The 13918-nt window shown below is 41.1% G+C and carries 16 protein-coding genes; 1 reads left to right on the plus strand and 15 read right to left on the minus strand.

Annotated elements, in window-relative coordinates; genetic code table 11:
* The 4 genes from SORDD15_RS03165 to SORDD15_RS03180 form a co-directional block, all read right to left on the minus strand.
* On the minus strand, positions 1–630 hold the full coding sequence (locus tag SORDD15_RS03165; protein WP_061414261.1) for an amino acid ABC transporter ATP-binding protein: 630 nt from the start codon (positions 628–630) through the stop codon (positions 1–3).
* Positions 631–640: 10 nt separating this feature from the next.
* Positions 641–1282: an amino acid ABC transporter permease gene (locus tag SORDD15_RS03170; protein WP_061414263.1), complete on the minus strand. Its 642-nt coding sequence runs from the start codon at positions 1280–1282 to the stop codon at positions 641–643.
* A 137-nt stretch (positions 1283–1419) separates the two neighbouring features.
* Positions 1420–2649, minus strand: a complete 1230-nt coding sequence (locus SORDD15_RS03175; RefSeq protein ID WP_061414267.1) for a tetratricopeptide repeat protein — start codon at positions 2647–2649, stop codon at positions 1420–1422.
* A complete protein-coding gene (locus tag SORDD15_RS03180; protein WP_061414271.1) occupies positions 2639–3805 on the minus strand; it encodes an AI-2E family transporter in 1167 nt (388 codons plus the stop codon). Before SORDD15_RS03180 ends, SORDD15_RS03175 begins: the two co-directional genes overlap by 11 nt.
* A 144-nt stretch (positions 3806–3949) precedes the next feature.
* Here SORDD15_RS03180 and SORDD15_RS03185 point away from each other — a divergent pair, with 144 nt between their 5' ends.
* On the plus strand, positions 3950–4963 hold the full coding sequence (locus SORDD15_RS03185) for a lactonase family protein (RefSeq protein ID WP_061414273.1): 1014 nt from the start codon (positions 3950–3952) through the stop codon (positions 4961–4963).
* Positions 4964–4994: 31 nt separating this feature from the next.
* Here SORDD15_RS03185 and SORDD15_RS03190 read toward each other — a convergent pair whose 3' ends face one another.
* The 11 genes from SORDD15_RS03190 to SORDD15_RS03240 all read right to left on the minus strand — a co-directional run.
* Positions 4995–5414: a F0F1 ATP synthase subunit epsilon gene (locus SORDD15_RS03190; protein ID WP_061414276.1), complete on the minus strand. Its 420-nt coding sequence runs from the start codon at positions 5412–5414 to the stop codon at positions 4995–4997.
* 10 nt (positions 5415–5424) lie between these two features.
* Complete coding sequence (atpD, locus tag SORDD15_RS03195; protein ID WP_061414279.1) at positions 5425–6831, minus strand: F0F1 ATP synthase subunit beta; 1407 nt, start codon at positions 6829–6831, stop codon at positions 5425–5427.
* Positions 6832–6916: 85 nt separating this feature from the next.
* A complete protein-coding gene (locus SORDD15_RS03200; RefSeq protein ID WP_061414282.1) occupies positions 6917–7795 on the minus strand; it encodes a F0F1 ATP synthase subunit gamma in 879 nt (292 codons plus the stop codon).
* A 15-nt stretch (positions 7796–7810) separates the two neighbouring features.
* Positions 7811–9316, minus strand: a complete 1506-nt coding sequence (atpA, locus tag SORDD15_RS03205) for a F0F1 ATP synthase subunit alpha (protein WP_061414285.1) — start codon at positions 9314–9316, stop codon at positions 7811–7813.
* Between the two features lie 14 nt (positions 9317–9330).
* Complete coding sequence (locus tag SORDD15_RS03210) at positions 9331–9867, minus strand: F0F1 ATP synthase subunit delta (RefSeq protein ID WP_061414288.1); 537 nt, start codon at positions 9865–9867, stop codon at positions 9331–9333.
* Positions 9867–10361 carry a F0F1 ATP synthase subunit B gene (atpF, locus tag SORDD15_RS03215; RefSeq protein ID WP_061414291.1) on the minus strand — a complete coding sequence of 165 codons (495 nt, stop codon included), beginning with the start codon at positions 10359–10361 and terminating at the stop codon, positions 9867–9869. Before atpF ends, SORDD15_RS03210 begins: the two co-directional genes overlap by 1 nt.
* 13 nt (positions 10362–10374) lie before the next feature.
* Positions 10375–11088, minus strand: coding sequence for a F0F1 ATP synthase subunit A (gene atpB, locus SORDD15_RS03220; RefSeq protein ID WP_061414294.1), 714 nt, complete (start codon positions 11086–11088; stop codon positions 10375–10377).
* A 34-nt stretch (positions 11089–11122) separates the two neighbouring features.
* The gene (locus SORDD15_RS03225) at positions 11123–11323 is read right to left on the minus strand and encodes a F0F1 ATP synthase subunit C (RefSeq protein ID WP_001054555.1); all 201 of its coding nucleotides are present in this window, start codon (positions 11321–11323) and stop codon (positions 11123–11125) included.
* A 231-nt stretch (positions 11324–11554) separates the two neighbouring features.
* Positions 11555–11866 (minus strand): CHY zinc finger protein, encoded by a 312-nt coding sequence (locus SORDD15_RS03230; protein ID WP_061414297.1) that lies wholly within the window; start codon positions 11864–11866, stop codon positions 11555–11557.
* 14 nt (positions 11867–11880) lie between these two features.
* A complete protein-coding gene (locus SORDD15_RS03235; RefSeq protein ID WP_061414300.1) occupies positions 11881–13167 on the minus strand; it encodes a peptidase U32 family protein in 1287 nt (428 codons plus the stop codon).
* Between the two features lie 136 nt (positions 13168–13303).
* On the minus strand, positions 13304–13918 hold a 615-nt coding region (locus SORDD15_RS03240; protein WP_155718778.1), incomplete at its 5' end, for a GntR family transcriptional regulator.

A 13918-nucleotide genomic window follows, 5' to 3' on the forward strand; every position in this document is an offset into this window, starting at 1 on the left:
CTACTTTGGATCAACCTTGAGGATCTGATCAGCAATGTTTTCCGCAAACTGAAGATCGTGGGTCACAACAATCTGAGTCATCCCACGCTCTTTATTTTGAAGGATAAGTTTTTCTACTTCTAATCGCAACTCTGGATCTAAGGCTGATGTAGGCTCATCATATCCAATGATTTCTGGGTTTATCATCATGGCGCGCGCTAAGGCCACCCGTTGTTTTTGCCCACCTGAAAGTGAGAATGGAAAGGCATCTGCATGCCCAGCTAACCCAAGTTGTTCTAACAAACCACGCGCCTTCTTCTCAGCAACTTCCTTCTCCATGTTCATTGTTTTTATAGGGGACAAGGTTAAGTTATCTAGAACTGACAAATGCGGAAAGAGTTGAAAATCTTGGAAAACAAATCCCAGAAGATTACGCTTTTCTAGTTCGTCTATAGCTAGCGATTCGCCGTTATAGTAGATTTCTCCAGAATCGATGGTTTCTAATCCAGCTAGCATACGTAATAGGGTTGTCTTGCCCCCTCCTGATGGACCTACGATTGCAAGGATTTGCTTTTCAGGAATTGATAGGCTGAAATTGGTTAAGATTTGTTTTCCACCAAAGGCCTTGTTGATATTTCGTAATTCTAACATAGCAATCCTCCTATCTGTAATAGCTGTACTTCTTCTCAAGTTTTTTCGCTACAATGGTTACAAGACCAATCATAATCAAATAAATCGCTCCAGCTAAAAACATAGGAACAAGACTGGCATCTCGATTGGCTGCTGTCCGACTTGCCAAAATCAAATCTGAAATCCCCAAAGCATAGACCAAAGAAGTATCCTTGACCAAACTCATAATTTCATTAAAGACACTCGGTAAGACAATCTTTGTAACCTGAGGAAGGATGATGTAGCGAACTGTATCAAAGGAGCTAAATTTTAACACTTTTGCGGCTTCATACTGCCCTTTTGGAATGGTTTCGATCCCACCACGAAAGATTTCTGCAAAGTAGGCTGCATAGTTCAATACAAAAGCAATCACAGCAGCAGGCAAACGATCTAAACGTATCCCAATACTAGGGAGCACATAGTAAATAAAGATTAATTGCAAAAGCAAGGGAGTTCCTCGCATTATCCAAATATAAAGGTCAATGAGATAATGGAGGGGTTTCCAACGGACTTGCAAAGCAAAGGCAACGACAATACCTAAGGGAATTGAAAAAATTAAAACCAGAGCAAAGACTTGAAGTGTCATACTTGCACCGTTTAACAAACTTGGTAATATCTCAAACATATAAGACATACTGCACCTCCTAAAAATAATTGTTCCTATTATAGCATAAATAAACAATTTAGCAAGAGTTTTTGTAAAAAAAATTCCATTTCTCCTAAAAAAACGTATCTGACAAATTGACGGATACATTTTTAGAGAGATAACTTTTAAAGTGTTTCTAAGAGTTCTTGCATCTGAACATCATCTGGAACGAGTTTTAAATAGGCTTCAACTTGTATCTTGGCCTCTTCAAAATATCCCAATTCACGCAAGAGATAAGTATACTGCTCCAAAAACTCGGGATTATCCTTGAGGTCAGGCGATAGTTCCTGATAGAGCTCATAGGCCTTATCTAAATCCTCGATTTCCTGGTAAGAACGGCTAATCATCCACCTAGTCAAGAGATTTTCAGGTTCTTGACTTTGGAGAGCAATGATATCTTCATACCGCTCTTGTTCCATATAAATAGTTGCAAGGCGAAGGAAAATTTCTTCTGTATCCTCTGCATCATCCTTAGCAGTAAGGAGAAACTGCTCTGCACTACTAGGATCATGCAATTCGTACGAGAACTGAGAAGCCGCTAGCAAGAGTCGCGTTTCAAACGGATTCTTATTTAATCCTTGCTTAGCGATACGAAGGGCCTCTTCTATCTGATGTTCCTTGTGTAAAGCTTGACTATAGCCGTACTCATATCCTTCAAAATCAGGTGAAATCGTATCAATCTGCTTAAAATAAAGAGCGGCTTTTTGATACTCTTTTTGATCAAAATAAAGACTAGCCAATTCAAAGGCAGTTTGGTCATCGTATTCTAATTCTAAAGCTTTTTCTAAGAATTCAGTTGCAGCTTCAAACTTGCCTAACTGGGCATAAGCGTAGCCAATTCGTTGATAGGTTGAGACACCCGTTTGCTCATAGATAGAGCGATTGTCTAATTGAGCATAGCCCTGAATAGCTTCCTGATAATTTCCTAACTCGCTATCCAACTCAGCCAAACCAAAAACTAATAAGGCATCATCTGAGTAATTTAAAGCTTCCAGTAACTTTTCTCGTGCTACATCTGTCAATCCTTCCAACTGATAGAGGTCTGCCTTCAAGGCCAAGGCTGATACGTACCAGTCACTTTCGGGTGTGATTTCATCAAGGTAAGCAAAGGCTTCCTCAACATTGCCATCCTCGCTAGCAATGCTGGCTAAGTTCAGATTCACTTCTGGAAATTCTGTAACGATATGTTGGTAAATTTCTTTTGCTTGAGGATAAAAGCCAATTCCCTCTAGATAGCTTGCTAGTTCGTAAAGAACTTCACTTGAATCTGTTTCGAGGGATTTGTGAAAATACTGATCCGCTTTGGTTAAATCCTGTTCATTCAAAGCTTGGAGCATGCGTTGACTATTGTTCACTCTTGATTTCCTCCCCTTCTTCTTCATACAAACCGCTGACTTTTTTATACCAGTTAAAGATAGCTGAGATAACGACCTTGGCAGAGGCATAGACCGGAATTCCCAGCAAGACTCCCCAAATACCAAACATAGATCCTGAAGTTAGGAGAACAAAGAGGACATTTATCGGATGGATGTTTAGCTGACTACCTAAAATAAGTGGAGAAACGAAGCGACCTTCAATCGTTTGTTCAACAATAAAGACAATAATCACTTTCAAAAGCATGACAGGCCCCGCTATTAAGCCCAAAACCAGAGCAGGCAACATCGCTAGAAAACTACCCAAGTAAGGTACTAGATTGAGGATACCAGCCGTAATACCAAGAGTCACAGCATATCTGAGACCAATAATCTTAAAGAAGATAATAAACATAATTGCCACGATAATAGCAACTGTAACCTGCCCTCTAACGTAGTTTGACAACTGTTTATTAACATCTGACAAAACTTGTCCTACTGGTTCTTTTAACTTGTTTGGGATGAATGTAGTTAGGTAATCCCGCAAGCCTTTTCCATCTCTCAAAAGATAAAAGAGCATAAAGGGTACGATAATAACCGCTACAATGACCTGGGAAACACTACTGATAAAGGCGCTTACCCAGTTAACAGCTTGAGAAGAGATTTTGCTGGCCCACATGGTCGCCTCACTAGAAACATTGGCAAGAACCTGCTCCAACTGTGGTCTAAAATCATCTGGTAAGCGTTTGGTTACAAGGTCATTGATCACCTTATCAGCATCTTCCAGGTATGTCGGCACATTCTTCGCAAAATTTAAGACTTGGCGTTGCAGATTAGGAATTGCGACTGCCAGCCCCCAAATGATAAAGAGTCCAATAATAACAAAAACAATACTAATGGCAAGGACACGATTGATCTTATGCTTCTCCATCCAGTCAACAATCGGATTGAGGAGGTAATAAAGTAAACCAGATAAAATAACTGGCAACATGACAACTCCTAGAAAATCCAAAACTGGTAAAAAGATAAAACTAATCTTACTTAGAATAAAAATATTTAGCCCCAGTAACAAGGTTACTAAAAATACAGTGATGGCTTTATTATCTAAAAACCACTTAAAAAACCAAGATAGGCTAAAATGTTTCTCTTTATGTTCCATAAATACATCCTTTCTGTCATTCTCTCATTATACCATTTTTAGACTAAAATAACTCTTTTTTTAAGTGCTTACATGGATGAATCTAGTGCTTCATGACTGCCATTTTGTGGTATAATGAACTTATCATTATTAAGAGGTATGGACATGAAAGAAACTGTTTATTTTGGAACTTACACTCGTCGCTTATCTAAAGGGATTTACAAGGCAGATTTTGATACAGAAATAGGCCAGCTTGCAAATCTTGAACTCTTTGCTGCTGAACCAAGTCCAACCTACCTTGCCTTTGATCAACAGAAACACTTATACACTGTAGGGAGCCAGGATGGCTTAGGTGGAATCGCTGCTTACAAGACAGATGGCGCTTTGCTAAATCATGTGGTTGAAGAAGGCGCTCCCCATTGTTATGTGGCAGTGGATGAAAAGCGTGGTCTCGTTTATGGGGCCAACTATCATAAAGGTCAAGTTCTGGTTTATAAACGTCAAACGGATGGTAGCCTCATCCAAACAGATCTAGATCAGCATAGTGGACAAGGTCCTCATGAAAACCAAACTTCCCCACATGTACACTTTACAGATCTAACACCTGACCAGTACCTCGTCACCTGTGATCTAGGAACAGATGAGGTAACAACCTATGATGTTAGTCAAGAAGGAAAACTAAGTAAACTCTACACTTATCACAGCCAATCTGGAGCAGGTGCTCGCCACATCGTTTTCCACCATCACTATAAGATTGCCTATCTCATCTGCGAACTTAATAGCACGATAGAGGTCTTGATTTATGATGGGGTTGGTGAATTTGAACGCATGCAAGTTATTTCAACCTTACCAGATGGATACGAGGACTTCAATGCTACTGCTGCCATTCGTCTTTCAAAAGATGGCAAATACCTCTATGCATCCAACCGAGGTCATGATTCCATTGCAGTCTATACAATTCTCGCTGATGGTAGTTTGGAATTATTAGAGATTGTACCAAGCCATGGTAAAAATCCACGTGATTTCGACCTAACTCCTGATCAAAAGTTTCTCATCGCTGTTCATCAAGATTCTGATAACGCAACCGTCTTTAAGCGTAATCCTAAAAGTGGTCGTCTTGCAGAGCTTTCTAACGACTTCCATGTCCCTGAAGCAGTCTGCATCAACTTTCCACATTAAAAAAATGAACTTGAGTTTCAAGTTCATTTTTTTATAGTCTATTTCCGACATTGATCCGGTTAATGGCACGTTGTAAAGCAATCTTTGCACGTCGTTCTTGGTCAATCAAATGCTTGTCATGTGCTTCTTCGATTTCTTGCTCAGCGCGACGTTTAGCGCGTTCTGCACGGCTAACATCAATATCACGAGCACGCTCAGCTGAATCTGCAACAATGGTAATCAAATCATTTGCAATTTCAATGACACCTCCATTCACTGCAATCCAGTTCACATGAGTATCATCATCAATGCGTTTCACCTTTACTTCATCAACCGCTAAAACCGAAATCATATTTTCATGTCGTGGCAAAATCCCCATCTCACCATCTAAAGTTCGTACCGATACAAAGCTGGCATGGTGATCATAGACGAGGCCATCTGGTGTCACGATCTGGACGGTTAACTGAGCCATAGATCACCTCTTAAAATCCCATTTTCTCTGCCTTAGCAATAACATCTTCGATTGAACCGACACCACGGAAGGCATCTTCTGGTAACTGGTCATGTTTTCCTTCAAGGATTTCCTTAAAGCCACGAACTGTTTCCGCTACTGGTACATAAGAACCAGGTTGACCAGTAAATTGTTCGGCAACGTTGAAGTTCTGAGACAAGAAGAACTGGATACGACGGGCACGTGCAACCAAGGTCTTTTCTTCATCAGAAAGTTCATCCATACCAAGGATAGCAATGATATCTTGCAATTCATGGTAACGTTGAAGGACACGTTTAACCTCAGCAGCAACTGCGTAGTGCTCCTCTCCAACAATCTCAGGTGCCAAGGCACGAGAGCTTGAAGCCAACGGATCAACGGCTGGGTAGATACCCAACTGTACCAACTTACGTTCCAAGTTTGTTGTTGAATCCAAGTGAGCGAAGGCTGTTGCTGGCGCTGGGTCAGTATAGTCATCCGCTGGCACATAGATAGCCTGAATAGAGGTTACAGAACCCTTCTTCGTTGATGTGATACGTTCTTGCAATTGACCCATTTCCGTAGCAAGTGTTGGTTGGTAACCAACGGCTGAAGGCATACGACCCAAAAGGGCAGATACTTCTGAACCAGCCTGAGTGAAACGGAAGATATTGTCAATAAAGAGAAGCACATCTTGGCCTTCTACATCACGGAAGTATTCGGCGATTGTCAAACCAGTAAGGGCAACACGCATACGTGCTCCAGGTGGTTCATTCATCTGACCAAATACCATGGCTGTTTTCTCGATAACACCTGATTCTTTCATTTCCCAGTAAAGGTCGTTCCCTTCACGAGTACGTTCCCCAACACCAGTAAATACTGAAATACCACCGTGTTCTTGGGCAATATTGTGAATCAATTCTTGGATCAAGACAGTTTTACCAACTCCGGCACCACCAAAGAGTCCAACTTTCCCACCTTTTAGGTAAGGGGCAAGAAGGTCGATAACCTTGATCCCTGTTTCCAAGATTTCAGATGAGGTAGACAATTCATCAAAAGTTGGAGCTTTCTTATGAATTGGCTGACGCTCAGCGTCTTCAGTGAAAGGAGCATCCAAGTCAATCGTATCCCCCAAAACGTTGAAGACACGTCCCAAAGTTTCTTTACCCACTGGCACAGAGATTGGACGGCCTGTGTCCAAAACTTCCATACCACGAGTCAAACCATCTGTTGATTCCATGGCGATCGTACGGACCATACCATCACCCAACTCTAAGGCTACTTCAAGGACGATTTTTGTTTTTCTTTCGTCATTTTTGTAGACGACAAGTGCATTATTAATCTCAGGAAGTGTTTCACCTGCTGCGAACAAGACGTCAACAACGGGTCCAATAACCTGAGCAATTTTACCTGAACTCATCTCCTTCTCCTATTCTATATAAGATACTGTCGGTTCCTAGTTCACCTAGGTCCTAAGTTCATTTTGATACGAGGGAGGCAAAGCCTTATTCTAAGGCACTAGCCCCCGCTACAATTTCTGTAATTTCTTGTGTAATCGCCGCCTGTCTGGCACGGTTATACTGGATTGTCAAATCATTGATGACTTTCTTGGCATTATCAGTTGCCGTTTGCATGGCTGTCATACCTGCAGCATTCTCAGCTGTCTTGGCATCGATGATAGCCCCGTATATCATACTTTCTGCAAACTGAGGTAACAACTGCTCTAGAATCTCATCACGACTCGTTTCCAACTCAAAGGTCAAGCTATACTCTTCATCCGCTTCATTTGGATCTAAGTCAACAATCGGCAACATTTGTTCCACACGCATTTGACTTGTGAGAGTATTGACATGATGATTGTAGCAGACGTATAATTCATCAAAAAGTTCGTTTTGGTACATCTCAATCGTTTTTGAAATAATTTTACGAACTTCATCAAAACTAGGTTGATCTGCCAAGCCACGTAGTTCATAGATTGGCTGAATACCACGAGCCTTAAAGAAATCAGCTCCCATACCACCGATACAGATTATCTCAAAACCTTTACCATCTGGATGATATTCTTCTTTCAACTCCATAACAGCTTTAAGGATGGAAGCATTATAACCTCCAACCAAGCCACGGTCTGAAGTGATAACGATATAGCCTGTTTTCTTAACTGGGCGACTGATGAGCATCGGATTGGTTGAACCACCAGATCCGTTACCATGCAGAATATCCGTCAAAAGCTTACGAACCTTCTGAGCGTAAACTTGGAAGTTGCGCGCTGCTTCTTCAGAGCGACCTAACTTGGCAGCCGATACCATTTGCATGGCATTAGTGATTTGACTAGTATTTTTTGTTGAGGCGATTTTTGTTTTAATATCATTTAGAGATACTGCCATCTGACACCTCTATTCTTATTGGAAGCTGGATTGATTGAGAAACTCTGTAATCGCAGCATCCAAGACTGCTTCTTCTGGCAAGTCTTTTGTTTCACGAATGGTTTCCAAAATCTCTGGATAATGAGCATCAAAGAAAGTATGGAACTCTTCCTCAAAACGAACAATGTCATCTACAGGAATCGTATCCAAGAAACCATGTGTCAAAGCATAGAGAATAGTTACTTGTTTCTCAACAGGTAGTGGTTTATGGACAGGTTGTTTCAATACTTCCACAGTACGACGTCCGCGGTTTAACTTAGCCTGTGTTGCTGCATCCAAGTCAGAACCAAACTTAGTGAAGGCTTCCAACTCACGGTATGAAGCAAGGTCGATACGAAGTGTACCAGCAACTTTCTTCATGGCTTTAATCTGTGCCGAACCACCTACACGGGATACAGATGAACCCGCATCAATGGCTGGACGAATACCCGCATTGAAGAGACCATCACCAAGGAAGATTTGTCCGTCAGTGATAGAGATCACGTTGGTTGCGATATAGGCAGAGATATCTCCCGCTTGTGTCTCGATAAATGGTAGGGCTGTAATAGATCCACCACCAAGCTCATCAGAAACTTTAGCTGAGCGCTCAAGCAAACGGCTGTGAAGGTAGAAAACATCCCCTGGGAAAGCTTCACGACCTGGTGGACGACGAAGCAAGAGGGAAAGCTCACGATAAGCGACCGCTTGTTTTGAAAGATCATCGTAAACAATCAAAACATGCTTGCCTTGGTACATAAACTCTTCTGCCATAGCAACTCCAGCATAAGGAGCTAGGAAGAGCAATGGAGATGGTTGTGAAGCAGAGGCTGTCACAACGATTGTGTAGTCCAAGGCACCGTACTGACGAAGTGTTTCAACTTGCGTACGAACTGTTGATTCTTTTTGTCCAATCGCGACGTAGATACAAATCATATCTTGACCTTTTTGGTTCAAGATTGTATCAATCGCAATGGTTGTTTTCCCTGTCTGACGGTCACCGATAATCAACTCACGTTGACCACGACCAATCGGCACAAGGGCGTCAATAGCTTTCAAACCAGTTTGCAATGGTTCTGATACAGACTTCCGTTGCATAACACCAGGAGCTGGCGCTTCTACTGGACGAGTTTTATCAGTGTGGATTTCTCCAAGACCGTCAACTGGACGACCAAGTGGGTCCACAACACGACCAATCAGACTTTCACCTACAGGGACTTCCATGATTTTACCTGTACGGCGAATGGTATCACCTTCACGAATATCTGTAAAGTCTCCAAGGATGATAATCCCAACGTCTGTTGACTCCAAGTTTTGAGCCATACCATAAGAGCCGTTTTCAAAAATCAACAACTCTCCACTCATGGCATTTTCAAGGCCGTGAGCACGCGCAATTCCGTCCCCGATATAGGTTACGACACCTGTTTCAGTCACATCAAAATTGGGTTTGAAATTTTCAATTTGTTGCTTAATTAAAGCGCTGATTTCTTGTGCGTTAATTGCCAAAAGAACACCACTTTCTATTTCAAATTTTCTTTAACAACTTTAAGTTGTTGTTTAATACTCACATCAATTGTCTTATGATTAGCAAAAATGACAAAACCACCAATGAGTCCTTCATCAATTTGTTCTTTGACGCTCCGCACTTTCAGAGACATTTTTTTCTCTATCAATGGGAGCAGACGTTCCTTCTGTTCATCTGTTAAAGGATGAGCTGAAGAAATCGTGACTACAAAACGATTGGTCTCTTTTTCAAGGCGATTCAAACAATCCGCAATTACTTCATAAAAAAGATTTGCTCTGTGATTGTAAACCAGAACTTGAATAAAGTTTTGCATTAAAGGTGACACAGAGTCTTGAAAGAAACAAACTGTTTTTTCCTTATCTGACTCATCAACTGCTACCTGAGCTAAAAAAGAAGGTAAGCCCGTTTCTTCTGCGACTTGCTTGATTTGATCCAAGTCTGAAAAAATCCGGTCCTCTTCTCCTTTTTCAATCACTAATTGGACAAAAGGCATGCTGTATTTTTCGATTACCTTTGCTGTTTTCTTGTCCATTAGGCTTCTCCTAGCTGATCGATATACTGATCAATGAGTTCCTTATGGGCATGACTGTCAAGGTTTTGTGAGATGATTTTCCCAGCTAGACTAACTGTCAAATCTGCCACCTCGCCCTTAACACTTTGTAAAGCCTCAGCTTTGTTTTGCGCAATTTCTTGGTTAGCTTTTTCTTTCAAGCGACCAGCTTCTAGCTTAGCTTCAGCCAAAATATCTGATTTACTCTTTTCAGCTGTCTCTTTAGCATTTTCAATGATAGTTTTAGCTTCACTACGACTACCTGCTAATTCATCTTCGCGCTTTTGAGCAAGAGTTTCTGCCTTTTGACGAGCTTGTTCAGCTCCATCAATATCAGCAGCAATTTTATTTGCCCTTTCTTCGAAGACACTTGTCAAGTTTGACCACGCATATTTCTTAACTAAGACAATCAAAAGGATAAAAGAGCCAGCGATTAAAATAAAGTTACCAATTAATTCACCTACTGTTACGTGCATCTGTTACTCCTTTCTACTCTTCATCATTAATTTTATTTCCTAGATACATAGAAGACAAGACTGTGAATACATAAGCCTGAACACAGGAAATAAACACAGAAAACGCCGTCCAGACTAGATTGGTAACAAATGCGACTGGATACCAATATAGAGCCTGATGAGAAAGTGTGATCAGCAAACTAGCCATCACTTCTCCGGCAAAGATATTTCCGAATACCCGCAAAGCAAGTGATAGGAAATTCGTGACTTCTTCAAGGAGATTCATCGGTGTCATAAAACCTGGGGTAACAAAGCCTTTCAGATACTTTTTAACACCACGGCGACGAATTCCTTCTATATGGGTCATCAGGATAATTCCAAACGACATGGCCAAGTCAAATTGAAGATTGGCTGTTGGCGATGTCCAAAGGTTTGTCCCATCTGTAGTTTGAAGTTTGGCCATCAAACCAAGATTGTTTGCGATAACCATAAAAAGAAATAAACACAAGTAAAAGAGTGAGTAATCTTTCATGTAGCGTGAACCAATATTAGGTTCAGTAAATCCGACTACGAAGTCATAGAGATACTCCAGTACATTTTGCTTTCCTTTGGGTTTCACAGTCATATTCCGACTTGCCCAATAGATAAAGCCAAAAATAACGACTACTGACAGCAAGGTCAAGGCAGTCAAAGTCAAATCAAAGGTAACAGGACCAATATTGATGGTTGGATTGATACTTTCTTCCATCTAAAATCCTCCCTTTTCCATTTTATACTTCTCTTTATTTGATGATAAATGAAAATACGAGAGTAACAAAGAATGTTCCTTCGATAAAGGCAATCCCCATGATCATTAAGCTACGCAATTGTGGAATGATGTCTGGTTGGCGAGCAGCTGATTTGAACAAACCGTTCATCAACATACCTTCTGCAAGGGATACACCCATACAGGCAAGACAAAGACCGAAAAATGTTAAATTCATGATGAATTCTCCTTTTATTTAAAATTTACTTACTTAGTTTAGTCCTAAAATTTTGATTTGTCAACTTTTTACTTACGTTGAAAGCGTTTCAGATAATTTATTTCTGTTTTTACAATTTTTATCCTATTATATAGAAAAATTTCTCATTTTAGAGCGAGTATTTTCCCACTTTCACTCTGTTTTCTGAAACAAATTGAAAAAATCCAAGTTTGAAACTTGGATGAATTCATTTTATTTAAAATAATAGGAATGATGTTGTTTGCAACTTGGATTAAATGGAGCGCTGCAATAAGGACAAGCTGTCTGTTTTTGATACTCTTGAAATGTCAGTATCTTCTTACACTTTCCACATAAAATCGGCCGATCCTCTGTGAGGGACAAGGGATAGGGAGCAAAGTTATGATTTTCTAGAGCATTATGACACTGATAGCATGCGTAGTATTTCTTGCATTCATAGCACTGGAGGGAAACGATATCTTTTTCACTATGATAGTGAACACACCTACTTTCATCATCAACTAATAAACCTTGTGCTTGATTCATTCACTTTTCCTTCTCTAGGCACGAACTGTGACGCTGGTTCCATCTTCCTTATAGAGATTGATGAGGCCTTCTTTCAGAGCGCGAACCATGTCCCCTGCTTGAACAGGTTGTGGAACCTTAATAGTCAAGAGTTCCATTGGATTTGGGGCGCGGTCGATTTTATTGCCCTTGGCATCATGAAGATCTTCGATATAAGTCTCAAAATGACGGAAACCTGGTCCATAAAACTCCACTTGATCGCCTTCGTTGATGACATTTCGTTGACGAATGGTTGCCGTTTGAGTCGCATCATCATACGCAACCACTTCAGCGACAAACTTGTATTCAGGAATTTTACGACGAGCGCCAAATAACTGTTCGTTTTCTGTAGGTGTACCATAGTAGAAACCTGTTGCCAATTCACGTTGAGCAACCTTCCACATTTCATCTACCAAGTCCTGTTTGATGACTTCAAATTTCTCAGGACTTTCGAGATAAGCATCTACAGCTGCCTTGTAACAGTTGGTCACCGTAGAAACATAGTGGATAGATTTCATGCGGCCTTCAATCTTGAGACTGTCTACACCGTTTTCGATCATATCTGGAATATGGTCGATCATGGACATGTCAACGGCTGACATCGAAAATTCTTCTGGAATTTCACCTTTAAGACTCTTACGTTCTTGTCCAAAAGGCATGTCGTAGAGGTCGTATTTCCAACGACAAGACTGTGAACAACCACCACGGTTGGCATCACGCATACTCATGTGGTTTGATAGCGTACAGCGACCTGAGTAAGAAATACACATGGCTCCATGGACAAAGGCCTCAATTTCTACATCAGTGCGTTTGCGAATCTCTGCCAATTCTTCCATTGAAACTTCACGGGCCAAAACCACGCGAGTTAGACCAAGTTCTTTCCAGAATTCAAGAGTTTCATAGTTGGTCGCACTGGCTTGGGTTGAAAGGTGGATTTCAAGACCTGGTGCTTCTGTTGCTGCAATCATAATCAAGGCTGGATCCGACACGATAACTGCGGCAATCCCGATGTCACGCAACTTACGGAACCATTCTCCAGCACCAGCTTCGTTTCCTTCGTGCATAACCATGTTAGCAGCCACATAGACCTTGGCACCGTACTTAGCAGCAAACTGGACTCCTTCTTCCATCTGTTCAAAGGTGAAGTTTCCTGCACGGCTACGAAGACCATAGGCCTGTCCACCGATGAAAACTGCGTCCGCACCATATTGAACAGCTACTTTCAGCTTCTCTAAAGTTCCTGCAGGTGATAAAACCTCAGGACGTTTTAATATTTTTGTCATTTTTTCTCCTATTTGCAATATAAAAGTTTGACGTTTTTCCTTCTCATTTTATAGTAAATAATGGATAAAATCAAGCCTAGACAAATTGTTTTGACAATTCTAATCTTTTCTAAAACAAAAAACTAGCCTTTCTAGACTAGTTATTTTCAAGATAAAATTCAAAGCGTTCGCCCACGTATTGACTCTTTACATACTCGAAAGCCGTCCCATCTTCAAGATAAGAGACCTGAGTCAAGGCTAAAATGGCATGCCCCTTTTCGACTTCTAGATAGTGAGCAATTTTTTCCTTAGCCAATCTTGCATAAATGGTCTGTTGGGATTTGCCAATCCGATAGCCATGTTGCTGCAAGGTTTGGAAGAAATGACTGGTGATTTCTTCTTTTTTAAAATCCTTAATAAATTTCTCAGGAATGGATGCGACTTCATAGACTAGTGGAACTTGGTCAGCGTAACGCACCCGTTCCATGCGGATAATATTCTCTGTCGGAGTAATCCCTAGCTTAGCGACCTCTTGCTCATTTGGAATGGTTCTTCTGTAAGAAATGAGTTGACTAGAAGGAACTTTCCCCTGAGATTTGACAATCTCCGTAAAACTTGTCGTTCCCCGCATTTTTTCTTGAACCCGAGTACTGGATACAAAGGTACCACTTCCTACGCGACGCTCCAGCACGCCTTCTTCTACTAAGAGGCTAATGGCTTGCCGAAGGGTCATGCGACTGACCTCAAACTGCTCAGCGAGTTCTCGTTCGCT

The sequence above is a fragment of the Streptococcus oralis genome (assembly GCF_001578935.1).
GTDB lineage: Bacteria > Bacillota > Bacilli > Lactobacillales > Streptococcaceae > Streptococcus > Streptococcus oralis_R.